This window comes from Rhizomicrobium sp., from assembly GCA_037200045.1.
In the GTDB taxonomy this organism is placed as follows: domain Bacteria; phylum Pseudomonadota; class Alphaproteobacteria; order Micropepsales; family Micropepsaceae; genus Rhizomicrobium.
Genome location: JBBCHM010000001.1, coordinates 1,140,969 through 1,163,524, shown reverse-complemented (window position 1 = coordinate 1,163,524; position 22,556 = coordinate 1,140,969). Strand labels below are relative to the sequence as shown.

The window sequence follows — 22,556 nt, the reverse complement described above, 5'->3', positions numbered from 1 at the left end:
CGCCCGCGCCTACAGATCGAATTCGATGTGGACCGTGTCCAGCGTCAGCTCCTTGCCGTTCAGGGCGGCGTAGAGACCGCGGGCCGGCGCGTTGTCGGTGTCGGTCAGCACCCAGGCGATCTTGCAGCCGACGGCGCGGGCCCGGTCCAGCAGCGCGGAGAGAACCGCCTTGGCGAGGCCGCGGCCGCGATGGGTCGGCGCCGTGCCGACCTCGTTGACGAACAATTCGCGCGCCTTGTCGGGATGGATGTAGTCGACGCCCGAGGCGAAGGCGACGACCACGCCCTTGTCGATCGCCACCGCGATGTGGTGATGCGGATCGGCGAGGAATTCGCGCGCCAGCTCGGGCTCGATGTCGTTGTCGAACACGGCCGGCGCGATGTGGGCGAGGACGGCCTCCTCGCCCTTTTCCAGCAGGCGGACCTCGATGCTCACGCCCGTATCCAATGGGCGTAGGGCGCGGGCAACGTCCATTTGAAGTCCTTCACCTCCAGCGCCTTCGCCGCGTGATAGGGCCATTGCGGATCGTCCAGCATGGAATGCGCCAGCATGATGAGATCGGATTTGCCGTCGCGCACGATCTGGTCGGCCTGTTTCGGCTCGCTGATGAACCAGCCGACGCCGACCGGGATGCCGGCCTCCTTCTTGAAGCGCTCGGCGAAGGGCACCATGAAGGCCGGGCCCCAGGGCACCGCCGACATGTCGGGCGTGTTGAAGCCGAGGCTGACATCCACGAGGTCCAGGCCCAGCGCCTTCAGGCGGCGGACCAGCTCGATGGATTCCTCGACCGTCTGGCTTTCGGGAATGAAGTCGGAGATGCCGAGCTTGGCGGTCAAGGGCAGGTTCGCCGGCCATGCCGCGCGCACCGCGGCGAAGGTCTCCAGGATGAAGCGGATGCGGTTCTCGAAGCCGCCGCCATATTCGTCGGTCCGCTTGTTGGCGATGGGCGAGAAGAAACTCTGCGCCAGATAGCCATGGGCGAAATGCAGCTCCAGCCATTCGAACCCGGCGGCCGCGGCGCGCCTGGCGGCGGCGGCGAAGTCATTCCTTACACGGATAATCTCGTCCTTGGTCATCGCGTGCGGCGTGCGCGGCAGGTTGCCGCCGAAGGCCTCGGCGGAGGGGCCGATCGGCTCCCAGGCGCGCGGATCGTCCGGCTTCATGTGGTCGTCGCCCTCCCAGGGGCGGTTGGCGGACGCCTTGCGGCCGGCATGGGCGATCTGGATGCCCGGCACGGCGCCACGCGCTTTCAGGAACGCGGTGACGCGCTCCCACTGCGCGCCGCGGTCGTCGGACCAGATGCCGGTGTCGCCCGGCGTGATGCGCCCTTCCGGCGAAACGGCGGTCGCTTCGGCGATGATCAGTCCTGCCCCGCCGATGGCGTGGGAGCCCAGATGCACCAGATGCCAGTCGGTGATGCAGCCGTCTTCGGCGGAGTATTGGCACATCGGCGCCACGACGATGCGGTTCTTGAGCGTGACGTCCTTTAACGTAAAGGGATCGAAGAGGTTGGGCATGGGTACTCCGTTACGTTGGTGCTGAATTTCCTTATGAGACGGGTCCGGCGGCTTTCAAGGCCTTGGCCAACAGATCGGGCCGGTCGGTGCAGATGCCGTCCAGGCCGAGCGCGATCAGGCGCTTCATGTCGGCGGAGTCGTTCACCGTCCACGCGCCAACTTTGAGACCCAGCGATCTGGCATGCGCCACCGCTTCGGGCGTTGCGTCGATGAAATCGGCGAACCAGCCGTCGCCGCCCGCCGCCTTGATCGCGCGCTGGATGGAACCGCCATAGTTCACCGCGTCGAAGCCGGCCGCCCAGGGCGAGGTGCCGGTCTCGGCCCAATGGCGCAAGAGGAGGTTGGCGGGCTTGTCGCCTTCCTTGGCCGGGCCGAGGAAGGTGTCGAGTTCCATCGTCGTGAACCAGCATTCAACGCCGGGCGCGATCTTCTTGGTATGGATCAAGCCGGACCAGTCGAAGCCGACGAAGATGGTGCGGTCGAGATAATCCGCCTTCTTCAACACGGCGACCGTGGCCTCGGCGAGCGCGAGCGGATCGGCGGACAGGTCGCGGTCGAAGAAGGAGGTCTTCAACTCGACCTGAAGCTTGAACGGCTTCTTGGCGGCGGATGTAACTTCCAGCACCTGCGCCAACGTCGGGATCGTCTCGCCGTCCATGGGCATCGTATGCGGATGTGATTTGCCATAGGGGCTGGCGGGATCGAGGCGGCCGACATCGAAGGCGCGCAATTCGCCCAGCGTCAGATCCTTGATGCGCGGCGTTGGCTTGGTGAGCCATTTGCCGCCGAGGCGGCAGATCTCCGGCTTGAGCCGGTAGTCGTGGAACACGACGACTTCGCCGTCCCTGGAAAGCTGCACGTCGAGCTCGCCGCCGTCGCAGCCGCGTGCCACCGCGTCGCGGAACGCGGCGAGCGTGTTCTCGGGATACAGGCCGGCGCCGCCGCGATGGGCGAAATTCAGGGTGGGCATGTCGCGGCCTCTTGGGGAGAGGCGCTTTTACCCGAAATAGAAGACGCCGACGAGAAGCAGCGGCGTCGCGCGGTCGCGGTCCAGGATCGGCAGGATGATGACCTCCATATGGAGTTCCTCGACCGAAGCGCGCTTCAGGCTCGAATCGACGATGATCGGCCGTCCCGTGGCGACGACCTCGTGACCCGCCGCGAGATGGTGGCGAAAATCCTCCGCCGGGAACAGCGCCGACAGGCGGGTGTCCTTGCCGATGGTGGCAAAGCGGCGGCGCACGGAGGTTCCGGCCAGGCGCACCCGGATATCGGTGCCGTCGGCGAGCGGCTGGTTGACCATGATGTTGCACAGGAGTGGGGCGATCTCGCGGGCCGGAACGTCGCGGCCGACCAGGAAGCCGTCGCCCCGCGCCATCACCGCTTGCCAATAGTCCAGCAGCCGCCGGGCGCTGGGATGGCGCGGCTCGGGAACGCGCGCGAAATCGTTGACGAGCCCGATCTCGTTGATCGGAGCGTGCTGCAAGGCTGAAGCCATGGTCCCGCGCCCTCTCCTTTGAAGGTATAACGCGCGGGCGAACGAGATGGCGCCGGCGGCCTGCTCAATCCGCTTTGCGGTTCTTGCCGATGAAGCCGAACATGTGGCCGGCGACGTTGCGGATCTGGATCTCTTCCGAGCCCTCGGTGATGCGGTAGCGGCGGTGGTGGCGGTAGATGTGCTCGAACTGCTTGTGGCGCGAATAGCCCCAGCCGCCATGCACCTGCATCGCCCAGTCCGCCGCCTCGCACACCAGACGGTTGCCGCGGTAATTGCACATCGACACCTTGTCGGAGAGATAGAGCTGGATCTCCGGCCCCGTCATGCGGTCCATCTCCCAGGCGGTGCGGTAGATCAGCCAGCGGATCATCTCCGCCTCGGTATTGAGTTCCACCAGCGGCCATTGGATCGCCTGGTTCCGGCTGAGCGGCTTGCCGAAGGGCTTGCGCGTATTGGCGTAGTCGATGCTCTCGTCGATGCAATACTGCGCCGCGCCGACGCCGGAGGCGGCCTGGCGGATGCGGTTCTCGTGCACGAAATGGCGCGCGAGCACGAGGCCGTTGTCGACCGGGCCGAACACCGCGCTGTCGGGCACCCAGACATTGGTGAAGCTGACGCGCGCGTGGTCCGTCGGCATGTTGAAGGTCCACAGGTATTCTTCGATCTTCACGCCCTCGGCGTCCATCGGCACGATCAGGCAGGTGAGCCCGCGCGCGTCGCCGTCCGGGCCGGAGGTGCGGCAGAACACCATGTCGTGGGTCGCGACATGCACGCCGGTGTTCCACATCTTCTCGCCGTTGATGCGCCAGCCATTGCCGTCCTTGACCGCGCGGGTCTCCATCCAGGTCGCGTCGGAGCCGTGCTTGGGTTCGGTGAGCCCGAAGGCGATGCGGATCGTGCCGTTCATCATGCCGGGCAGCAGCGTCTTCTTCTGCTCCTCGGTGCCGAAATCGCGATACATGAGAACTTGCGGGAAATTGCCGACCACCGAGCTTTCGTTCTGCAGATCGTTGTGCAGGCCGAGACCCTTGGCGGCGAGATGCTCGCGGATGATCGCCATGGCGAGATTGCCGATGTTCCTGCCGCCGAACTCCTCCGGCAGCGCGAGACGCAGGAAGCCGGCGGCGTCGGCGCGGCGGCGCATTTCGCGCAGCAGCAGTTCCCACTCCTTGCGCGGCAGCCCGCCATGCTCGAAATCGGTGCGGGCCCATTCGCGGCGGTGATCGAAGAAGCGGTCGTTGTCGTCCTGCTTCTGGAGCGGAACGATCTCGCGCTCGATGAACGCGTCGATGTCGGCGAGCAGCGTCTTGATGTGTTCGGGAATCGTGAAGTCCATGGCGGCGTCCTTCCGGGATAGCGGTTGGACGAAGCGTAGCGCGACGGCGCGCGCGCGGTCGAGCGGGCGGTGACGCAACGGAAGTCGTCAGGGCGAGCGGGCACCCGGTTGCGACGCGCCCGGCACGATCTGGCGCAGGCAGGACTGCGCCAGGATATGGCGCACCTGCTCGCCCTCGCCGAGCGGCAGCCAGAGACCCTCCGTGTACAGATCGTGCAGCAGGCTTCCCGTGATGCGCCGCGAGATGCTGCGCGCCGGCTCGGCGGTGATCAGCACATGGCGCAGCACGGCGCCGAAGCGAAGCCGGATGCCCGGATCGGGATGCTGCGAGACGAACTTGCCGGTCTGGTCGTCGTCGAGGCCGGGGAACACGCTGGTGCCGACGAGGCGGGCGCGAAAGTCCGCGCCGTTGTCGACCACGTCGTAGATGTGGATATAGCGCAGGCAATGCTTGAGGTCCTTGGGCAGGACCTCCGCGCGCGCAGGCATGCGGCGCTCGCCCTTCAGCCTGCTCCAATAGTCGAGCGTGAAGCGCAGATTGGCGTCCTCGACGCTGGCGGCCGGCAAGATGTCCGCGGGCACGGGTTCGGAATAATATCTGTGCCGGTCTTCTGGCGTCACCGCGGATCACTCCAACACATCAACGACCGCTCGGTCACCCAACCATAACAGAGTCGTGACGGCTTCCGCCTCAACGGCCGCGACGATTTTCGCGTGTGCGGATGCGAAAGTGTTTCCCATCGTACCGAGCGCGTGGGCAACCTTTTGTTCGCGAGCGGAACGCGTTGAGTTCGCGCGAAGAACAAGCCGCGATGAGCGAAGGCGCCGGCTTGTCGCCGCCGTCGGCGTCCGCCACACTTTGCGCCTGCGCGAAACGGAGAGCGGGTTTTCATGGCGGTATTCGACGATACGGTCCGGCCGGCGGCACGGGCGGAAAGCCCCGGATACCAGACGCTGCTGGTCGGCCTGCTCAGCCTGAATTTCGGCATCCTGTTCTTCGACCGCAACGCGCTGAACTTCCTGATGCCGTTCGTGAAGCCGGATCTCGGCCTTTCGAACACGCAGGTCGGGTTGACCGCCTCGGCGCTGTCCTTCACCTGGGCGATCGCCACGATCCTGATCGGCGCCGCCTCCGACCGCAGCGGGCGGCGCAAGCCGCTTTTGATCGCGGCGACGATCGCGTTCTCGCTGTGCTCGCTGCTGAGCGGCCTGGCCGCGTCGTTCCTGACGCTGATGGGCGCGCGCCTCCTGATGGGCGTGGCCGATGGCGGCGTGGCGCCGATCTCGCAATCGATGACGGCGCTGGCGGTGGCGCCGGAACGGCGCGGCCTCGCCATGGGCATCATGCAGAATCTCGGCTCGAACCTGTTCGGCTCGATCTTCGCGCCGGTGCTGCTGGTGATGTTCGCGACCGCCTATGGCTGGCACACGGCGTTCTACATCACCGCCCTGCCCGGCCTGCTGTCGGCGCTGCTGTTGTGGCTGTTCGTGCGCGAGCCGCAGGCACAGGCGCATGAAGGCGCGTCCGGCGAAACCTTCGCCCAGCGCTTCCGCTTCATCCTCGCCCAGCGCAACATCGTGATCTGCGGATTGCTGTCGATCCTGCTGGTGTCCTATCTCGTGGTGTGCTGGGCGTTCATGCCGCTGTTCCTGACCGCGGTGCGCGGCTTCTCGCCGGAAGCGATGGGCTGGCTGATGGCGATCCTCGGCGTCTCCGCCACGATCGGCAGCTTCGCGGTGAGCGGCATCTCCGACCGCATCGGCCGCAAGCCGGTGATGATCATCGCCTCCTTCATGGGCGTGATCCTGCCCCTGGGCGCCCTCTTCTTCGACGGCCCGGTCTGGATCCTGGCGGCGCTGTTCGCGGTCGGCTGGGTCCTGACCGGGCTGTTCCCGCTGTTCATGGGCACGGTGCCGAGCGAATCGGTGGGGCCGCATCACATGGCGACCGCCATCGCGATGGTGATGAGCGTGGGCGAGATCGTGGGCGGCGTGCTCGCGCCGGCGCTGGCCGGCTATGCCGCCGACGCGGCGGGGCTCGGCGCGCCGCTATGGATCATGATCGGGCTGTGCCTGGCCGGTGGCCTGCTCGCGTTCGACCTGCGCGAGACCGCGCCGGCCGTGGCAAAGTAATCGCGGCGCGAATTCTTTTCGCGAGGTCCCTTGACTTGGTTTTTTCGCGCGCCTAGAAGCCGCGTCCTCACGGGCAATCGTGCGCGTGAATCGAACATGAGCAAGGCCATGCAGCGCGAATTGAATCGCACCGCGAAACTGCCAAGCGGCTATCGGCCGTTTGACGGCGCACGCCCGGCTCATGGGAGCGGACTCGCGTAAAGCGAGCCCGACATCTGCTTACCGCAGACCCTCCCGAGCCGCGCTCCGGAGGGTTTTTTGTTTCCTTCGCGGCGCCCCGTTCGAAAACCAAAACCGCCGGCGCGGAGCCGGCACGGGAGACCCGGATCCCGGGCGCCCGCGCGGAGACGCGCGCGCGCCGCGAGCGCGGGGCCTGCTGGAGGGAACGGCGCGAGCGATCGCGGTCCACCGATAGCAGGGCGAACCAAAGAGGGTTCGCTTCGGCGGCGCGCCATTGTCCAGAGCGCCGCGACTGAATTTGTTTTTCGATTTGCCCGCGGAAGCGGGCTCAACGAACGCTGGTGGTGAAGATTTCGGATACTTCGCGCCAATGGGATAGCGGGTTCGAATCTCGCCTTTGACGGCACGTACCGTGGAATCGCCTCCGCGAGGGGCGGTGTGTCGCGGGCTCCGGTCCTTTCCGCGAGGGATGGACTTGCGTTGTCGTCACTGAAACCGATTTCGCCCGTTCCCCAGCGTGCTTTCTTTCATACATACCGGTGGTGAAGAGCCCTGTTGCATCGCCACGGTGAAGGCCGGCGGGTTCGACTCCCGCCCGGCGGCGCGCAAGCGCCGCCGTAGCTCAGCGGCAGAGCGTCACTGCCTCGCAAGAGGCTCTACAGGCTCGGTTGTTCCCCGGTATTTCATCCATTCGCCCGCACGGGCGAAGGCGGTGGTGAAGATGCCTGTTACTTCGGATAGAGCGCCGCGCGAAAGCGCGGAGGCGCAGGGTTCAATGCCTGCCGGCCGCAAGGCCGTAGCTCAGCTCAGCCTTCGGGCAGCGACAGCATCGTCCGTTCCCCGCCAATCCTTTGCCGGTGGTGAAGTCGTCCGTTTCTTCGGGTACCGCAAGGCGGGGCGAAACCTGCGCGGCGGTGGTGCGAAAGCACCGTCTCGGGCGACGACTGTTCCCCGGCGCCTTGTCCCACGCGATCCGTGGTGAAGATTGCTGTTACTTCGTCTGTTAAACGAGAGGTCGCGGGTTCGAATCCCGTCGGGTGTTCCATGCACCCGTAGCTCAGCGGTAGAGCACTGGCCGAAGGGCGCAAGCCCGGAAGCGTCCCAGCATCGCCCGTTCCCGGATCGCGTGCATTTTTCACCTAGGGGATTTGAAATCCCGTCCATCCGACTAATCTCATTCAACCAGAGGGGGCCCGTCATGGCCAAGCTCAACAAGATCCTGCGCGCGTTCACCCATGAGGGGGCGCGCGCCAAGCGCTTCACGCCCGAGCAGGAGCTGAAGCGCGCGCTGATGAACTGCCTCCTGTGGGAGGACCAGTTCTACGAGGACGGCGTCACCATCGCCGACCGCATCAAGGCGCTCGTGCCGCTGGTCGAGCCGGCGCGCGTGGCGCAGCTCGCCATCGCGGCGCGCGAGGACATGAAGCTGCGCCATGCGCCGCTTCTGGTCGTGCGCGAGATGGCGCGGCACGAAAAGCACCGCGTGCTGGTCGCCGATACGCTGGCGCGCGTGATCCAGCGTCCCGACGAGATGACGGAGTTTCTCGCGATCTACTGGGCCGACGCGCTCGGACCCATGCAGCAGCGCAAGAAGCAGCCGGTCTCGGCGCAGATCAAGAAGGGCCTGGCGCGCGCCATCGCCAAGTTCGACGCCTATCGGCTCGCCAAGTACGACCGCGACGGCGCGGTGCGCATCCGGGACGTGTTGTTCCTGACGCACGCCAAGCCGAGGGACGCCGACCAGGCAAAGGTGTGGAAGCAGCTTGTCGACGGCACGCTGACCTCGCCCGACACCTGGGAAGTGTCGCTCTCAGGCGGAAAGGACAAGGCCGAGACCTTCGAGCGGCTGATCGCCGACAAGAAGCTTGGCGGGCTGGCGCTGCTGCGCAATCTGCGCCTGATGCAGAAAGCGGGCGTGGAGCGCAAGACGATCGCCGGCGCGATCGAGGCGATGCGGACGGACCGTGTCCTTCCCTATCGCTTCATCACGGCGGCGCGCTATGCGCCGGATTTCGAGCCCGAGCTCGAATCCGCGATGCTGAAGTCGGTCAAGGGTTACGCGCGGCTCGCCGGCCGCACGCGGCTCCTGATCGACGTGTCGGGATCGATGTTCTACCCGCTCTCCGCGCAGTCCGAGATGACGCGCGCGGAAGCGGCGTGTGGCCTCGCGATCCTGGCGCGCGAGGTGTGCGACGAGGTGGATATCTTCACGTTCTCCGACAAGACCGTGAAGGTGCCGCCCCGCCGCGGCTTCGCGCTGCGCGACGCGATCGTGGGCAGCCAGCCGCATGGCAGCACGCAGCTCGGGGCGGCGATCGGACAGATCGACGCCAAGGCGATGCGCCTGATCGTCTTCACCGACGAGCAGAGCCATGACCGTGTGCCGGCGCCCAAGGGAACCGGATACATGGTCAACGTGGCCTCCTACCAGCACGGTGTGGGCCACGGCGACTGGCGGCGCGTCGACGGCTTCTCCGAAGCGGTGATCGCATGGATCGCCGCGCTCGAGGACGAGCGCGTCTGAAGCAGCGGTTGGGGCCGCACTTCAACACCCCACAACCGTCATGGCTGCCCTTGTGGCGGCCATCCATGCACACGATCGGCGGTCGTGTTCATGGGTCAGGTGGTGTGCGTGAAGGGGTGAAGAGAGGCGCCGGCGGCGAAAGCTGCCGGCGCTTTTTTCTTTTGAGGCGACCGGTGATATCCTTCCGATAATAAGGGCTGGCATGACAAACAAGCTGACCTACCCTTGCCGTCTGCTTTGGGCAGGCCTTGTCGTCCTGTTGGCTTTGGGCGTCGGTGCGCATGCGTCGAACGTGCGCGATCTCGACCCCAAATTGCAGCGCATTGTCGCCTGCATGATTCGGACTGCGAAACGCCTTCCGGGCGTCGATCACGTCAGGCTGACCCTGACCGACTCACAGAGCGTCTTCAACGGCGGCCCGAGTTGGCTTCATCCGCTTGTGTCGTACAGGGCCACCGAACGGCCGGGAGACGGCTACGTCGTCACGTTCGATGCCGCACGATCCGGCGTACCGGGAAACTACGAATATTCGTTCAGCGCGAACCTGCCCGGCTTGGCTTTGCCCGGCCAGAGGCCAAGCGACTGGAAGTCCGGCGATGTCATAGGCCTGTGGAGGTCGCGCTGCCGGGCCGAAGCGAGCGCCGTATTCAATTGAGCGTATCGGGTATTGTGCACGCGCGAACGTGACTTCGCGGTCACGCATTGAACCTTTGCGTGACGACACAATTCGGTGTGTTGACTTCGAAAGATTCGGGGCGTAACCCCAACAAGTGTTCGCGGGCATGGGGCCTGCGGAAGCAACCGAGCGAGACTGATGCACAGTTCCATGTCCAAGGTCATCACGACCGCGCCTTTCCGCCCGCAGGGCGGGAAGACCGCTTTCGTCGCTCGCGAGGCAGCCGCGCGCTAGGGATACGCCCCGGCGCAGACGTCCACCCTCCCGAGCCCAGCTCCGGAGGGTTTTTTGTTGGCTTGCTGCCACCTTCGTGTCGGGTTCGGGTCTAATAAAGACAAGTCCGTATCATGACCGATATTGCCGAACTCGATCTCGAACATGCCGGCCTTCCGGTAACGGGGCACGGTCTCGACGCCTGGATCGCCGAAGGCCGCGAGCTGCTCAAGCTCGCCGGCCCGCTCATCCTCACCCAGCTCGCGCAGATGGCGATCGGCGTGACCGACACCACCATGCTGGCGCGGTTCTCGACCACCGCGCTCGCCGGCGCCGTCCTGGGCAACACGCTGTTCTATTTCTGCTGGATCCTGGGAAGCGGGCCCACCGCGGCGGTATCGCCGATGATCGCGCACATCCTGGGCGCCGACCCGGGCAACACGCGCGACGTGCGCGTGGTCGCCCGCATGGGGTTCTGGTCGGTGGTGATGGTGGCGACGCCGCTGATGGTGTTCCTGTGGTGCGCCCGGCCGATCCTCATCCTGCTCGGCCAGACGCCGGAGCTGGCGGAGGCGGCGAGCAAATTCGTCGTGCCGCTGTCCTTCGGCCTGCCCTTCAGCCTGGGCTTCCAGGTGCTGCGCAACTATTCGACGGCGCTGTCCAAGCCGCGCGCCTCGCTGATCGTGGTGTCGCTGGCCGTGCTGTTCAACGGGCTGTTCGACTATGCGCTGATCTTCGGCCATTTCGGGGCGCCGCGCCTCGGGCTCATGGGATCCGGTATCGCGAGCGCGACCTCGTTCGCCTTCACCTTCCTCGCCATGCTGACGGTCGTCCGCCTGACGCCGAAGCTGCACCGATACCGCATCTTCATCGACGCGCTGACGCCGAACTGGTCGAAGCTGAAGGAGATCTACGTGCTCGGCCTGCCGATCGGCTTCACCATGCTGTTCGAGGCGCTGCTGTTCTTCTCCTCCAACTTCATCATGGGCCATCTCGGCAAGGACGTGCTGGCGGCGCATATCGTCTCGCTCAACATCCCGTCGGTGACCTTCATGGTGCCCTTGGGCGTGGCGATGGCGGCGACGGTGCGCGTCGGCCTGGCGGCGGGCGCGGCCGACCGCGAGGCGATCCGGCGCGCCGGCTGGACGGCGATCCTGGTCGCGGCGCTGTTCATGTCGCTCTGCGCGGTGGTGCTGGCGCTCTGGCCGTTCGAGATCGCCTCGCTGATCCTGCCGGCGACGCAGGCGAACCTGCCGGCGCTGGCGCTGGCGGTGACGTTCCTGCACGTGGCGGCGGCGTTCCAGCTGTTCGACGGCGTGCAGGTCGCGGCGGCGCTCAGCCTGCGCGGGTTGAAGGACGCCCGCGCGCCGATGTGGATCGCGGGCGCGAGCTATTGGCTGGCCGGCTTCCCGACCTGCATTTTCCTGGGCTTCGGCCTTGGGATGCAGGGGTTCGGGATCTGGATCGGGCTCGCCTTCGGGCTCCTGGTCGCCGCCGTCTTGCTGTGCTGGCGGTTCTGGTACATGTCGCGGGATCGGTAAGGCGCGGCGGCATTTCTGTCGGAAGTTTCACGCGGAAATGCCGCCGGTTGCCGGTTTGAGCGGGCCGGCGCCGCCAACCACTATTGGTAAGTTCATAAGACCGGAGTAGGATTGGATTCGATGAGGTTCGAGGACTACGCCATGCGCGCCTTGGGGATCGGTTTCGCAGTCCTGCTGGCCACGGCCGCGCCGGCCTTCGCCAACGGCATCACGACCATCACGGCGCGGATCACGAGCTATGCCCCGGCCGATCCGGGCGGCGACGGCATCCCGACCGTGACGCGCGGCACGCAATTCGCGATCGCCTGCGACGGCATCCGGTCGAGCGGCGCCGATGTGCGCGTGGTGATGTCGCTGGACGCCAAGGCGGGCGACGCGCCGACCGGCTATTCGGCGGTGCTGGCGACACGGCAGACCGTGGCGCGCCATACGGTACAGGTGCAGGTGCCGGACGTTCCCGATCTGGCGAACCACACGGTGAATGTGCGGGTCTATGTCACCGACGCGAAGGGCACCAAGGCCTGCGACGCGGGCCGGGTGCGGATCGTCTGATCAGAGCTTGTAGGGAATACGGATCGTCGGATCGATCTTTGCGAAGTCCTTTGCATCGCGCGTGACGAAGAGACGGCCCGTGACTTGCGCCGACGCCAACGAGATGGCGTCGGGGAGCTTCAACCGATACACCCGGCGCAGACGAACGGCGCGCTCGCACACGGCATCGTCCAACGGGATGCGTTCGAAGCGATCGAGAAAAGCCCGCGTGCCGACTTCCGAGGCGGGCGTGGCACCGACCATGACTTCGATCCATCCGATCGTGCTTATCGCCGCCGTGGGATGGCGCGAAAGCTCCGCGATGGCCGGCGGAACGCGATTGAGATAGTCGATCAGGATGCTCGTATCGACCAGCACGCCTACCATTCGGAACGGATCTTGCGCTGGTATTCCAGCCCGTCGATCTTGCGGTCGCCCCACAGCCCGAACGCGGGATCGTCCGCGCCAAAGGACCGCTTGCGGCCGAGATAGTCGGTCACCGCCTCGCGGATGATCGCGGCGCGCGAGGTTTTGCGCGCCTTCGATAGGCGTGTCAGCTCCTTGAGCTGCTTGTCCGGGATGTCGACCAGCGTTCGCATGACGATATCATAGTGATATCGCCCCTGTATATCAATCCTAGAGGAACGGCAGAACCGCCAGCACGCCGAGGGCGCCGGCGGCGATCCAGATCGCGATGCGGACGTGCCGTGTCTGTGACACCTGGGCGGTGGCGATCAGCCTCACCGAATCCGGATGCAGCCTGACGCCCCCGTCGGCCAGCATCGCGGAGACGATCTCGGCATTGCGCAGGAGCTGCGGCAGGTTCTGTGCCACCCTGCCCATCGCCGTCAGCCCGTCGGCGGCGTCGCGCAGCCGCGCCTCGGGACCCATGCGCTCAATCATCCATTTCTCGACCACGGGACGGCTCGCTTCCCAGATGTCGAAATCCGGATCGAGCGAACGCGCCACGCCCTCGACCACCACCATGGTCTTCTGAAGCAGGAGAAGCTGCGGCTGCGCTTCCATCTCGAAGCGGCGCGTGGTGTCGAAGAGCTGCTGCAGCAGCCGCGCCATCGAAACGTCCTTCACCGGGCGGCCGAAGATCGGCTCGCCGATGGCGCGCAACGCCTGCGCGAAGGTCTCCACCGGATGATGCGCCGGCACGAAGGCGACATCGTAATGCACCTGCGCCACGCGGCGGTAGTCGCGCGCGAGGAAGCCGGCCAGCGTCTCCGCCATGAAGCGGCGCATGGTCTCGTCGAGCCGGCCCATGATGCCGAAATCGACCGCCACGAGCCGGCCCTCGGCGTCGACGAACAGGTTTCCCGGATGCATGTCGGCATGGAAGAAACCGTCGCGCAGCGCCTGGTTGAGGAAGCTGCGGATCACGAGCATGGCGATGCGCCTGGGATCGTGGCCGGCGGCGATCAGCGCGTCGCGGTCGCGGATCCCGATGCCGTCGATCCATTCGCTGGTCATCACCTTGTCGGAGGTGCGGTTCCAGTCGATATGCGGCACGCGGAAATCGGGATCGGACCGCGTGCGCTCCTCCAGCTCCGAGGCGCCGGCGGCTTCCATCCGCAGATCGAGTTCGAGCGCGACGGACGCGGCCAGCATGTCCACCACCGCGCGGGGGCGCAGGCGGCGCGACGCCGGGATCCAGCGCTCGGCGAGGCGCGCGGCGAGTGCGAAAGCGGACAGGTCGCGGCCGAAATCGGCGACGATGTTGGGGCGCAGCACCTTCACCGCGACGCGCACCGGCGGATCGGTCGCGGTCAGCCCGTCATGCACCTGGGCGATGGAGGCGGCGGCCACCGGCTCGGACAGCGCGGCGAACAGGCTGTCGACGGGGCGATCGAGCGCATCGGCGATGACCGCCCGCGCCTGTGCGGTGGGGAAAGGCGGCAGGCGATCCTGGAGTTGTTCGAGCGCGGTCGCGACCTCGTCGCCGACGATGTCGGGCCGCGTCGCCAGCACCTGGCCGAGCTTGATGTAAGCGGGGCCGAGGCTCTCCAACGCGCGCGCCAGCCGCACGCCGGGCGGCGCCGTGTCGTTCTTGGCGCGTCCGCTGCCGAGCAACCGCCGCGCCAGCCGCGCCGATGGCGGCAGCAGGGCTTCGTATTCCTTGGGGAACAGTGCGTCGTTGCGCGCCAGCACGCGCGCGGCGTGCCACAGGCGCCGGTAGTCGGCGAGGGCGCTCATATCTTCCAGGCCGAATGCATCGCCGCGATGCCGCCGGTGAGGTTGCGGACCTTCACCTGCGAAAGGCCCGCCGTCTCGATCATCTTGGCGAAAGCGCGTTGCGGCGGGAAGCGGCGGATGCTTTCGGCGAGATAGCGATAGGCCTCGGCGTCGCCGGCCACCATCGCGCCAAGCCTCGGCAGCACGTTCAGCGAATAGGCGTCGTAGAGCGCATCGAGCCCCGGCGCGTCGACGCGCGAGAATTCGAGGCAGAGGAAGCGCCCGCCCGGCTTCAGCACGCGCCGTGCCTCGGCCAGCGCCTTGTCGATATGCGTCACATTGCGGATGCCGAAGGCGATCGTATAGGCGTCCATGCTGGCGCTCGGGATCGGCAGCGCCTCGGCGTCGCCGGTGACCCATTCGATGGCGCGTTCGCCCTTGGCCTCGGCGCGGCGCACGCCCTCGCCCACCATGTCGGCATTGATATCGCAGACCACGATCTCGGCCGCGCCGCCTTTGGCGCGCACGGCATCGGCGATGCGGAAGGCGATGTCGCCGGTGCCGCCGGCGACATCGAGCACGCGCCAGCCGGGGCGCGGGTTCAGCCATTCGACGAAGGCGTCCTTCCACAGCCTGTGGACGCCAGCCGACATCAGATCGTTCATCAGGTCGTATTTCGAGGCGACGGAGGAAAACACCTCGCGCACGAGGGCTTCCTTCTCGGCCTCCGGGACGTCGCGAAATCCGAAGCTGGCGGTGGTGTTGCTGTCACTCATTGACCGAACCATACAATATTGTCATCCCGGACGCGTAGCGCAGCGAAGCGATCCGGGACCTATTGTGACGTTTCGCCATGGGTCCCGGCTCTCGCTTCGCTCGGCCGGGATGACAGGATTAAGGCATGCCCGAACTGCCCGAAGTCGAAACCGTCCGGATGGGGCTTTTGCCCGTGATGGAGGGCCACCGCTTCACCCATGTCGAGACGCGGCGCGGCGGTCTGCGCGTGCCGTTCCCGAACGACTTCGCCGGGCGGCTGACGGGGCGGCGCGTGACGCGGCTGTGGCGGCGGGCGAAATACATCCTGGGCGATCTCGACGACGGCGAGACGCTGGTCATCCATCTGGGCATGAGCGGGCGGATGAGCGTGCATGTCGCGGGCGCCGCCAGGAAGCTCGGCACTTACGTCCACGATCTCGGCGACGCGACGGTCGGCACCGACAAGCATGATCACGTCGTGATGGACACCGATGCGCCGGCGCGGATCGTGTTCAACGACCCTCGCCGCTTCGGCCTGATGCTGCTGGTCCAGACCGATCAGCTGGGCGAGCACAAGCTGTTCCAGGGCCTCGGCATCGAACCCCTGTCGGGCGAATTCGACGCGGCGTATCTGGCCGCGGCGCTCAAGGGCAAGAAGACGCCGATCAAGTCGGCGCTGCTCGACCAGCGGGTGATCGCGGGGCTCGGCAATATATATGTGTGCGAGGCGCTGTTCCGGGCGGGCATCTCGCCCACGCGGCTGGCGGCGAAGGTGCGCCCCGACCAGGTCGCGCTGCTGGTGCCGGCGATCAAGGCGGTGCTGCGCGAGGCGATCAAGGCCGGCGGCTCGTCCCTGCGCGACCACAAGCGCACCGACGGCGAACTTGGCATGTTCCAGCACAATTTCGCGGTCTATGGCCGCGAGGGCGAGCCCTGCTCCGGCGGCAAGGGAACGATCAAGCGCATCGTGCAGGCAGGGCGGTCGACGTTCTATTGTCCGAAGTGTCAGCGATAGTCTCTCCGGCAAATGACGCCGAATTAACCTTACAGGCCGCCGGTTTTTACTTCGCCTTAGGCGGCGGCGCGCAGATTGCGCGGCGTCGCGCCGTATCGGCGCGGCATATGAAACGGAACGTCGTCGTTTTGGGGAACGATGGGTTCACGCCTGAGCAGGAGTCTGCGCATGAGCGTTGCCCGTCAGCCATTCCCCGATTCCATCGTCCGCACGCTGATGATGCGCGGCGGCGTCGCGCTGGGACCGCTCATGCCGGAGGACACCGGCAATCTCTTCCTGTGGACCAACGACATCGAGACCGCGGGCCTGGACCTGCCCTACCGGCCGATCGACGGCGTCGCGTTCGCCAATTGGCTCGCCACCGCGGCGTCCGACCAGAGCCGCGTGGTGTTCGCGATCCGCGCGGCGGGGCGGGCGCAGGCGGTCGGCACGCTGATGCTGAGCGGCATCCATCCCGTCAATCGCTGCGCCGACCTCGGCATCCGCATCGGCGTCGAGCAGGATCGCGGCAAGGGCATCGGGGCTGCGGCAGTGTCGCTCGGCCTCGACTATGCCTGGGACCATCTCAACCTGATGCGCGTGCAGCTTCGCGTGCTGGCCGACAATGAACGGGCGATCGCCGCCTATCGCCGGGCCGGCTTCGCGGCCGAGGGCCGCCATGCCAACGCGGTCTATCTCGGCGGCGCCTGGCACGACATGATGACGATGGCGGCGGTCAATCCGCGCGAAGCCGGCAACAAGGCCTGCTAGGCGCGCGCGGCGGCCAGCGCCTGCGCCAGGTCGGCGGCGCGCGGCACCGCGACCTGCATCTGGTCGAGCACCTTGGCGGGATCGGCCTGCAGGCCGGACAGGATGATGCGCGTGCCGCGGGCCGCCGCGGTGGCGACGAACTTCGCCAGCGTCGCCGCGCCGGTCGCGTCGATCAGCGGCACCGCGTCCATCGTCAATATCAGCGTCTTGGGCCGGCCGCCGGCGCGTGCCAGCACCTCCTCGAAGGTCGCCGCCGCGCCGAAGAAGAACGGCCCGCTGAGGCGGAACACCTCGACGCCCGGCGGCAGCGAACGGCGGTTGATCGCCGTGCCGTCGGGCAAGAGGAGGTCGTCGACGTCGTCCTCCATCAGCGACATGTTCATCCGCGTCTCCACCACGCCGGCCATGCGGTGCATGAAGAGGAAGGAGGCCATCACCAGCCCGACGCCGATGGCGACGGAAAGATCGACGAACACGGTCAGCGCGAAGGTGAGGACGAGGATCACCCTATCGCCGGTCGGACCCGACAGGATGCGGCGGAAGGATTCGAACTCCGCCATGTTCCAGCACACGATGGCCAGCACCGCGCCGAGCGCGCCCAGCGGCACATAGGAGGCGAGCGGCGCCAGCGCGGCGAGCGTGGCGAGGATCGCGAGCGCGTGCACGATGCCGGCGACCGGCGTCCGGGCGCCGGAGCGGATATTGGTCGCGGTGCGCGCGATGGCGCCGGTGGCGGGAATGCCGCCCATGCAGGCGCTCGCGACATTGGCGATGCCCTGCGCCACGAGCTCGCAATTGGAACGGTGGCGCCGTCCCGTCATGCCGTCGGCGACCACCGCCGACAGCAGCGATTCGATGCCGCCGAGGATGAAGATCGTGAAGGCCGAGGGCAGAAGCTCGCGCGTCTGCTGAAAGCTGGTGCGCGGCAGGTGCGGCGCCGGCAGCAGGTTCGGCAGCGTGCCGAAGCGCGTGCCGATGGTCGCGACGTGCAGGCCGAGCAGCCAGACGGCGACGGCGGCGGCGATCAGCACGATAAGGAAGGCCGGCGCCTTGGGCGTATAGCGCCGCATCAGCACGATGAGGGCGAGCGCGACGGCCGCCACGGCCAGCGCCGCCGGATTGAGCGTGCCGATCGCGCCGGCATAGGCTTGCCATTTGCCCCAGACGTCGCCCGGAACGCCGTGCAGCGTCAGCCCGAGGATGTCGCCGACCTGGCTGGAGAAGATGATGATCGCGATGCCGGAGGTGAAGCCGGTCACCACCGGATAGGGAATGTATTTGATGAAGCTGCCGAGCCGCGCCAGGCCGGCGATCACCAGCAGAACGCCCGCCATCAGGGTGGCGACGGCAAGGCCGTCATAGCCGTATTTGGCGACGACGTTGAACACCACGACCACGAAGGCGCCGGTCGGTCCGCCGATCTGGTAGCGGCTGCCGCCGAGCGCGGAAATCAAGAAGCCGGCGACGATGGCGGTGAACAGGCCCCGCTCCGGCGACACGCCGCTCGCGATGGCGAGCGCCAGCGACAGCGGCAGGGCGACGATGGCGACCGTCAGCCCGGCGAAGACATCGGCGCGCAGATCGGCGAGCCGGTAGCCCTCGTGCAGGGCGGTGTAAAGCTTGGGCACGAAAAGATGCCAACCGCCCGCTTGCGCCGGGGCGGGTGTTTCCACACTGTGGGGAGGCTTGAAATCCGCTGCGGAATCCACGTTTGCGCCACTTGAATATGCTTCTCATACATAAGATGTCATGTCTTAAACATCAATTTATTGATTTGACACGTGGTAAACCTACTGTCGCACCCGACTTCGGGGGAACCGCATGATCACCGCCGCCCAGTTGCGGGCCGCCCGGGCTCTGGCCGGAATCGACCAGCGCCAGCTCGCCGAGAAGTCGGAACTGTCGGTTCCCACCATCCAGCGGATGGAGGCGAGCGAGGGCGTGATCCGCGGCAATGTGGATTCGCTGATGAAGCTGGTGCGCGCGATCGAGGCGCTGGGCATCGTCCTGCTCGACGCGGGAACGCCAAGCACGGGCGGCGGACGCGGTGTAAGGTTGCGCGAGTAGGGAGCCATCCATGACCAATCATCTCAACATCGTCGCCGCGATCGAGGGCAAGGTCGGCGTCATCACGCTGAACCGGCCCAAGGCGCTCAACGCGCTGAATTCCGAGCTGATCGGCGAACTGGTGACCCAGCTCGAAGCCTGGGATCGCGACGACGCGGTGCGCTGCATCGTGCTGACCGGCTCGGAACGCGCCTTCGCCGCCGGCGCCGACATCAAGGAGATGGCGCCCAAATCCTACATGGACATGTACCGCGAGAACTTCTTCGCCGAGGCCAACGACCGGATCTCGGCGATCCGCAAGCCGATCCTCGCCGCCGTCGCCGGCTGGGCGCTGGGCGGTGGCTGCGAGCTTGCCATGCTGTGCGACTTCATCATCGCGGCCGACACCGCCAAATTCGGCCAGCCCGAGATCACGCTCGGCGTTATGCCGGGCATCGGCGGCAGCCAGCGGCTGACGCGCTTCGTCGGCAAGTCCAAGGCGATGGAAATGTGCCTGACCGGCCGTACCATGGACGCCGCCGAGGCCGAACGCGCCGGCCTCGTCAGCCGGGTCGTGCCGGCGGCGGAGCTGCTGGCCGAGGCGATGAAGGCCGCCGCCAAGATCGCCGAGCAGTCCCTCCCCATCGTCATGATGACCAAGGAGACGGTCAACCGCGCCTATGAGACCACCCTGACCGAGGGCGTGCGGTTCGAGCGGCGGTTGTTCCATTCGATGTTCGCCACCGCCGACCAGAAGGAAGGCATGGCCGCCTTCGCCGAAAAGCGTAAAGCGAATTTCACCGACAAATAGGGGTTTGACCCCCGCCCCGTACGGGTTTATACGCCCGCCTCCGATTTCGAGCAGGAAGACCTGATGCCCAATATCGCCTCGTCCAAGAAGCGCGTCCGCACCACGGCCAAGCGGACCCAGATCAACCAGGCGCGCAAGACCCGCGTCCGCGGCTTCGTCCGCAAGGTCGAGGAAGCGCTGACCAAGGGCGACAAGGCGGCGGCGCAGGCGGCCCTCAAGGCGGCGGAACCGGAGATCATGCGCGGCGTTTCCAAGGGGATCCTGCACAAGAACACCGGCGCCCGTAAGGTCTCGCGCCTGGCCAAGCGGCTCGCCAAGCTCGGCAAATAGCTGAGTCCTTTGGCGGATTCGAAACTGTTGCATTGCGGCGGGCGTTTTATTGTCCGTAGACTGAAATTCCTTGTACAGGCGCATTGCTGCGGCGCAGCGACACGGAACTGTCGCGTAAGTGTCTGATTCGGCGGGCCAACGTCCTTAATCCGAAAATCCTTATACGGACGAAAGACTTAGCTCGACATCCAATTGATGCAGAATCGTCAAAGTTCCCCATTCGTTCACTTGTCAGCGATTCGGAAATGCGTGAGATTAACCTTCGTTCGGTGGCAAGAGAAAAAGATGTCGAACAAATCGCCCAATAAAAGAATAGTATTCGGGACTTCGACCCAGTATTGCTGCACCGACTGCAAGTACTGTAACCGCTAAATCCTCTAAATTGTGACCTACCCAGACTGGGCTTTGCCCGGTCGGCGTGGAACTTTGCCGGGACTTTCGACCGATGGCTGCCGATAATCCTTCTTCCGACTATGCCGGCGACTTGAGCGCGCTGGACGCCTGGGCGCTCCTCAAATCCGACCCCAGGGCGCGGCTGGTCGACGTGCGCACCAACGCGGAATGGAATTTCGTCGGCATTCCCGATCTCAGCGAACTCGGCCGCGAGGCCGCGCTGGTGCAGTGGCAGGTCTTCCCCACCATGCAGGTCAATCCGGCCTTCGTGGCCGAGGCCGAAGGCGCCGACAAGAGCGCGCCGGTCCTGCTGCTCTGCCGCTCGGGCGTGCGCTCGCGCGCCGCGGCCATCGCCCTGACCAAGGCCGGCTACGCCAAGGCCTACAACATCGCGGGCGGCTTCGAGGGCGACCTCGACGGCGAGCGCCATCGCGGCCTCAAGAACGGCTGGAAGGCCTCGGGCCTTCCCTGGAAGCAGACATGACCAGACACGGGGGTATCCGACGTATGCGACGAGGGCCAGCGGCCTAGAAAGGGCCGCACGAACGACGAACCGGGCGCAAAGCCCGGACCGAACAAGGGCACGCCGGCGCACAAGACGCCGGACAAGCGAGGCGGGTAGAATGGTAGTGGGACAGATGACGAATAAGCCGATGCGGCCCGATTGGCCGGCGGCATGGGCGGGTGCGCGCGAGCGGCTGCGCCGGGAATTGGGCGATGCGGTGTTCGACGCCTGGATCGGCCCCTTGACGCTGGAGGGTTTCGACAAGGACGAGATCCGGATCGGGACGACCAAATCGTTCATCCGCAACTGGGTCGCCGAACGCTATGTCACCCGGATCGAGCGCGCGCTGCGCGGCGAAGGCGCCGAGCCGCAATCCATCGCCATCATCCTCGTCACGCCCAAGCCGGTCGTGGGCGGCGGGCTGGTGCGCGAGATGCCGCGCCCCGAGGCCCAGAGCGTCGCCGTCGACCATGCCGACGACGAGCCGGTCACCGAGGCGACCAAGGGTCTGTGGACCCGCATGCTGCATCCGCAGCAGACCTTCGAGAGCTTCGTCGCCGGTCCGGCGAACGAGTTCGGCCTGTCGGCCGCCAGGAGCTTCGCGGAGGGCGCGCAGAGCGACCTCACTTTGCTCTACATCCATGGCGGCTTCGGCTTCGGCAAGACCCATCTGCTGAACGCCGCCGCGCTGGAATTCCGCAAGCGCGGCAAGCGCGCGCTGTTCCTGCGCTCCGAGGATTTCATGCGCCACTTCCTGGGCGCGCTCTATCGCAAGGACACGCTGGCCTTCAAGGAGGAGCTGCGCACCGCCGAGGTGCTGCTGATCGACGATCTGCAGCACATCTGCCGCTCGACCGCGACGGCGTCGGAGTTCCTCTACACCGTCAACGCCTTCGCCGATCTGCGCCGCCGCGTGGTGATCGCCGCCGACCGTTCCCCGGCGGCGCTCGAAGGCCTCGGCGCCGACGTGAAGTCGCGGCTGGCCGGCGGCCTCGTGGTGACGCTGGACAAGCCGGACCGCGAGACGCGGCTGGCGATCCTGAAGGCCCGCGCCGCCGAATTCGCGCGGCACAAGCCGCAGGCGCTGCTGCCGAACGACGTCTTGGAGCACATCGCCGACATGGACGATGCGTCGCCGCGCGAGCTGATCGGCGTGTTCACCAAGCTGGCGACCTACACCGACCTCACCAAGAAGCCCGTGACGCTGGAGACCATCGAGGACGTGGTGGGCCTGCGCAGCGCGCCGGGCGCCAAGACCTCGATCGAGGACATCCAGAGGAAGACGGCGGAGTTCTACAAGCTCGACGTGCGCGATTTCCATTCGCCGCAGCGCGCGCGCCGCGTGGCGCGGCCCAGGCAGGTCGCGATGTATCTGGCGCGCCAGCTCACCACCCGTTCGCTGCCCGAGATCGGGCGGCGCTTCGGCGGGCGCGACCACACCACCGTGCTGCATGCTTGCCGCCGGATCGAGGCGCTGTGCCTGGAGGACACCTCCTTCAAGCAGGAAGTGGAGTTCCTGCGCTCGGTGCTGTCGCGGACCAACTGAGCCGCGGAACCTGAAACGGAAAACGGCGCTCCCCCGGGCGCCGTTTTTCCTTGGAAGGCGGTCCTTCAACGGGA

Annotated in this window: 23 protein-coding genes and 1 tRNA gene; 13 read left to right on the top strand and 11 right to left on the bottom strand. The window is 66.5% G+C overall.

Translation table 11 applies throughout. From position 1 onward, the window contains the following. Nucleotides 1-9: 9 nt before the first annotated feature. The 6 genes from WDM86_05170 to WDM86_05145 form a co-directional block, all read right to left on the bottom strand. Nucleotides 10-435 (bottom strand): GNAT family N-acetyltransferase, encoded by a 426-nt coding sequence (locus WDM86_05170; GenBank protein ID MEI9989411.1) that lies wholly within the window; start codon nucleotides 433-435, stop codon nucleotides 10-12. Next, a complete protein-coding gene (locus WDM86_05165; protein ID MEI9989410.1) occupies nucleotides 432-1,517 on the bottom strand; it encodes an NADH:flavin oxidoreductase/NADH oxidase in 1,086 nt (361 codons plus the stop codon). The genes WDM86_05170 and WDM86_05165 overlap by 4 nt, the downstream gene beginning before the upstream one ends. Nucleotides 1,518-1,548: 31 nt before the next feature. Further along, complete coding sequence (locus WDM86_05160) at nucleotides 1,549-2,487, bottom strand: glycerophosphodiester phosphodiesterase family protein (GenBank protein MEI9989409.1); 939 nt, start codon at nucleotides 2,485-2,487, stop codon at nucleotides 1,549-1,551. 27 nt (nucleotides 2,488-2,514) lie between these two features. Continuing rightward, complete coding sequence (locus WDM86_05155) at nucleotides 2,515-3,015, bottom strand: PAS domain-containing protein (GenBank protein MEI9989408.1); 501 nt, start codon at nucleotides 3,013-3,015, stop codon at nucleotides 2,515-2,517. A 64-nt stretch (nucleotides 3,016-3,079) separates the two neighbouring features. Beyond that, nucleotides 3,080-4,351 carry an acyl-CoA dehydrogenase family protein gene (locus WDM86_05150; protein MEI9989407.1) on the bottom strand — a complete coding sequence of 424 codons (1,272 nt, stop codon included), beginning with the start codon at nucleotides 4,349-4,351 and terminating at the stop codon, nucleotides 3,080-3,082. Between the two features lie 87 nt (nucleotides 4,352-4,438). Further along, nucleotides 4,439-4,933, bottom strand: coding sequence for a PAS domain-containing protein (locus tag WDM86_05145; protein ID MEI9989406.1), 495 nt, complete (start codon nucleotides 4,931-4,933; stop codon nucleotides 4,439-4,441). 309 nt (nucleotides 4,934-5,242) lie between these two features. Here WDM86_05145 and WDM86_05140 point away from each other — a divergent pair, with 309 nt between their 5' ends. The 6 genes from WDM86_05140 to WDM86_05115 all read left to right on the top strand — a co-directional run bounded on the left by WDM86_05140 (nucleotide 5,243) and on the right by WDM86_05115 (nucleotide 12,170). Continuing rightward, on the top strand, nucleotides 5,243-6,484 hold the full coding sequence (locus WDM86_05140) for an MFS transporter (protein ID MEI9989405.1): 1,242 nt from the start codon (nucleotides 5,243-5,245) through the stop codon (nucleotides 6,482-6,484). A gap of 1,148 nt (nucleotides 6,485-7,632) precedes the next feature. Beyond that, nucleotides 7,633-7,709: transfer RNA gene (locus WDM86_05135), tRNA-OTHER, on the top strand. 153 nt (nucleotides 7,710-7,862) lie between these two features. Then, the gene (locus WDM86_05130; protein MEI9989404.1) at nucleotides 7,863-9,188 is read left to right on the top strand and encodes a TROVE domain-containing protein; all 1,326 of its coding nucleotides are present in this window, start codon (nucleotides 7,863-7,865) and stop codon (nucleotides 9,186-9,188) included. A 202-nt stretch (nucleotides 9,189-9,390) separates the two neighbouring features. Beyond that, on the top strand, nucleotides 9,391-9,843 hold the full coding sequence (locus WDM86_05125) for a hypothetical protein (GenBank protein ID MEI9989403.1): 453 nt from the start codon (nucleotides 9,391-9,393) through the stop codon (nucleotides 9,841-9,843). A 368-nt stretch (nucleotides 9,844-10,211) separates the two neighbouring features. After that, nucleotides 10,212-11,618 (top strand): MATE family efflux transporter, encoded by a 1,407-nt coding sequence (locus WDM86_05120; GenBank protein MEI9989402.1) that lies wholly within the window; start codon nucleotides 10,212-10,214, stop codon nucleotides 11,616-11,618. 120 nt (nucleotides 11,619-11,738) lie between these two features. Beyond that, complete coding sequence (locus WDM86_05115; GenBank protein ID MEI9989401.1) at nucleotides 11,739-12,170, top strand: hypothetical protein; 432 nt, start codon at nucleotides 11,739-11,741, stop codon at nucleotides 12,168-12,170. Here the strand turns inward: WDM86_05115 and WDM86_05110 are convergent, their stop codons facing one another. The 4 genes from WDM86_05110 to ubiE are packed head-to-tail and all read right to left on the bottom strand — an operon-like array spanning nucleotide 12,171 to nucleotide 15,106. Beyond that, the gene (locus tag WDM86_05110) at nucleotides 12,171-12,536 is read right to left on the bottom strand and encodes a type II toxin-antitoxin system VapC family toxin (protein MEI9989400.1); all 366 of its coding nucleotides are present in this window, start codon (nucleotides 12,534-12,536) and stop codon (nucleotides 12,171-12,173) included. It lies immediately after the preceding gene. Continuing rightward, nucleotides 12,530-12,748, bottom strand: coding sequence for a CopG family transcriptional regulator (locus tag WDM86_05105; GenBank protein MEI9989399.1), 219 nt, complete (start codon nucleotides 12,746-12,748; stop codon nucleotides 12,530-12,532). Before WDM86_05105 ends, WDM86_05110 begins: the two co-directional genes overlap by 7 nt. 37 nt (nucleotides 12,749-12,785) lie before the next feature. Next, entirely contained in the window at nucleotides 12,786-14,351 is a 1,566-nt protein-coding gene (gene ubiB / locus WDM86_05100; GenBank protein MEI9989398.1) for a 2-polyprenylphenol 6-hydroxylase, read from the bottom strand. Further along, nucleotides 14,348-15,106, bottom strand: coding sequence for a bifunctional demethylmenaquinone methyltransferase/2-methoxy-6-polyprenyl-1,4-benzoquinol methylase UbiE (gene ubiE, locus WDM86_05095; GenBank protein MEI9989397.1), 759 nt, complete (start codon nucleotides 15,104-15,106; stop codon nucleotides 14,348-14,350). The genes ubiB and ubiE overlap by 4 nt, the downstream gene beginning before the upstream one ends. A gap of 125 nt (nucleotides 15,107-15,231) precedes the next feature. Here ubiE and mutM point away from each other — a divergent pair, with 125 nt between their 5' ends. After that, nucleotides 15,232-16,101, top strand: a complete 870-nt coding sequence (gene mutM, locus WDM86_05090; GenBank protein ID MEI9989396.1) for a bifunctional DNA-formamidopyrimidine glycosylase/DNA-(apurinic or apyrimidinic site) lyase — start codon at nucleotides 15,232-15,234, stop codon at nucleotides 16,099-16,101. A gap of 168 nt (nucleotides 16,102-16,269) precedes the next feature. After that, nucleotides 16,270-16,851 carry a GNAT family protein gene (locus tag WDM86_05085; GenBank protein MEI9989395.1) on the top strand — a complete coding sequence of 194 codons (582 nt, stop codon included), beginning with the start codon at nucleotides 16,270-16,272 and terminating at the stop codon, nucleotides 16,849-16,851. Here the strand turns inward: WDM86_05085 and WDM86_05080 are convergent. Then, nucleotides 16,848-18,479, bottom strand: a complete 1,632-nt coding sequence (locus WDM86_05080; protein ID MEI9989394.1) for a SulP family inorganic anion transporter — start codon at nucleotides 18,477-18,479, stop codon at nucleotides 16,848-16,850. The two genes, WDM86_05085 and WDM86_05080, sit on opposite strands and share 4 nt — an antisense overlap. A 193-nt stretch (nucleotides 18,480-18,672) precedes the next feature. Between WDM86_05080 and WDM86_05075 the strand changes: the two genes are divergently transcribed. The 5 genes from WDM86_05075 to dnaA all read left to right on the top strand — a co-directional run bounded on the left by WDM86_05075 (nucleotide 18,673) and on the right by dnaA (nucleotide 22,482). Next, nucleotides 18,673-18,918: a helix-turn-helix domain-containing protein gene (locus tag WDM86_05075; GenBank protein MEI9989393.1), complete on the top strand. Its 246-nt coding sequence runs from the start codon at nucleotides 18,673-18,675 to the stop codon at nucleotides 18,916-18,918. Between the two features lie 10 nt (nucleotides 18,919-18,928). Continuing rightward, nucleotides 18,929-19,708 carry an enoyl-CoA hydratase gene (locus WDM86_05070; GenBank protein MEI9989392.1) on the top strand — a complete coding sequence of 260 codons (780 nt, stop codon included), beginning with the start codon at nucleotides 18,929-18,931 and terminating at the stop codon, nucleotides 19,706-19,708. Nucleotides 19,709-19,771: 63 nt separating this feature from the next. Then, nucleotides 19,772-20,038 (top strand): 30S ribosomal protein S20, encoded by a 267-nt coding sequence (rpsT, locus tag WDM86_05065; GenBank protein ID MEI9989391.1) that lies wholly within the window; start codon nucleotides 19,772-19,774, stop codon nucleotides 20,036-20,038. Nucleotides 20,039-20,483: 445 nt separating this feature from the next. Next, the gene (locus WDM86_05060; protein MEI9989390.1) at nucleotides 20,484-20,915 is read left to right on the top strand and encodes a rhodanese-like domain-containing protein; all 432 of its coding nucleotides are present in this window, start codon (nucleotides 20,484-20,486) and stop codon (nucleotides 20,913-20,915) included. Nucleotides 20,916-21,069: 154 nt separating this feature from the next. Next, on the top strand, nucleotides 21,070-22,482 hold the full coding sequence (gene dnaA / locus WDM86_05055) for a chromosomal replication initiator protein DnaA (GenBank protein ID MEI9989389.1): 1,413 nt from the start codon (nucleotides 21,070-21,072) through the stop codon (nucleotides 22,480-22,482). Nucleotides 22,483-22,556: the final 74 nt, after the last annotated feature.

Bases quoted from the DNA above. Each gene is read 5' to 3' on its own strand.
- WDM86_05160 (MEI9989409.1), bottom strand. From the start codon at position 2,487: ATGCCCACCCTGAATTTCGCCCATCGCGGCGGCGCCGGCCTGTATCCC.
- WDM86_05140 (MEI9989405.1), top strand. From the start codon at position 5,243: ATGGCGGTATTCGACGATACGGTCCGGCCGGCGGCACGGGCGGAAAGC.
- WDM86_05130 (MEI9989404.1), top strand. From the start codon at position 7,863: ATGGCCAAGCTCAACAAGATCCTGCGCGCGTTCACCCATGAGGGGGCG.
- ubiE (MEI9989397.1), bottom strand. From the start codon at position 15,106: ATGAGTGACAGCAACACCACCGCCAGCTTCGGATTTCGCGACGTCCCG.
- WDM86_05115 (MEI9989401.1), top strand. From the start codon at position 11,739: ATGAGGTTCGAGGACTACGCCATGCGCGCCTTGGGGATCGGTTTCGCA.
- WDM86_05120 (MEI9989402.1), top strand. From the start codon at position 10,212: ATGACCGATATTGCCGAACTCGATCTCGAACATGCCGGCCTTCCGGTA.
- dnaA (MEI9989389.1), top strand. From the start codon at position 21,070: ATGACGAATAAGCCGATGCGGCCCGATTGGCCGGCGGCATGGGCGGGT.
- WDM86_05105 (MEI9989399.1), bottom strand. From the start codon at position 12,748: ATGCGAACGCTGGTCGACATCCCGGACAAGCAGCTCAAGGAGCTGACA.
- WDM86_05165 (MEI9989410.1), bottom strand. From the start codon at position 1,517: ATGCCCAACCTCTTCGATCCCTTTACGTTAAAGGACGTCACGCTCAAG.
- ubiB (MEI9989398.1), bottom strand. From the start codon at position 14,351: ATGAGCGCCCTCGCCGACTACCGGCGCCTGTGGCACGCCGCGCGCGTG.
- WDM86_05075 (MEI9989393.1), top strand. From the start codon at position 18,673: ATGATCACCGCCGCCCAGTTGCGGGCCGCCCGGGCTCTGGCCGGAATC.
- WDM86_05070 (MEI9989392.1), top strand. From the start codon at position 18,929: ATGACCAATCATCTCAACATCGTCGCCGCGATCGAGGGCAAGGTCGGC.
- WDM86_05060 (MEI9989390.1), top strand. From the start codon at position 20,484: ATGGCTGCCGATAATCCTTCTTCCGACTATGCCGGCGACTTGAGCGCG.
- rpsT (MEI9989391.1), top strand. From the start codon at position 19,772: ATGCCCAATATCGCCTCGTCCAAGAAGCGCGTCCGCACCACGGCCAAG.
- WDM86_05155 (MEI9989408.1), bottom strand. From the start codon at position 3,015: ATGGCTTCAGCCTTGCAGCACGCTCCGATCAACGAGATCGGGCTCGTC.
- WDM86_05150 (MEI9989407.1), bottom strand. From the start codon at position 4,351: ATGGACTTCACGATTCCCGAACACATCAAGACGCTGCTCGCCGACATC.
- mutM (MEI9989396.1), top strand. From the start codon at position 15,232: ATGCCCGAACTGCCCGAAGTCGAAACCGTCCGGATGGGGCTTTTGCCC.
- WDM86_05125 (MEI9989403.1), top strand. From the start codon at position 9,391: ATGACAAACAAGCTGACCTACCCTTGCCGTCTGCTTTGGGCAGGCCTT.
- WDM86_05085 (MEI9989395.1), top strand. From the start codon at position 16,270: ATGAGCGTTGCCCGTCAGCCATTCCCCGATTCCATCGTCCGCACGCTG.
- WDM86_05110 (MEI9989400.1), bottom strand. From the start codon at position 12,536: ATGGTAGGCGTGCTGGTCGATACGAGCATCCTGATCGACTATCTCAAT.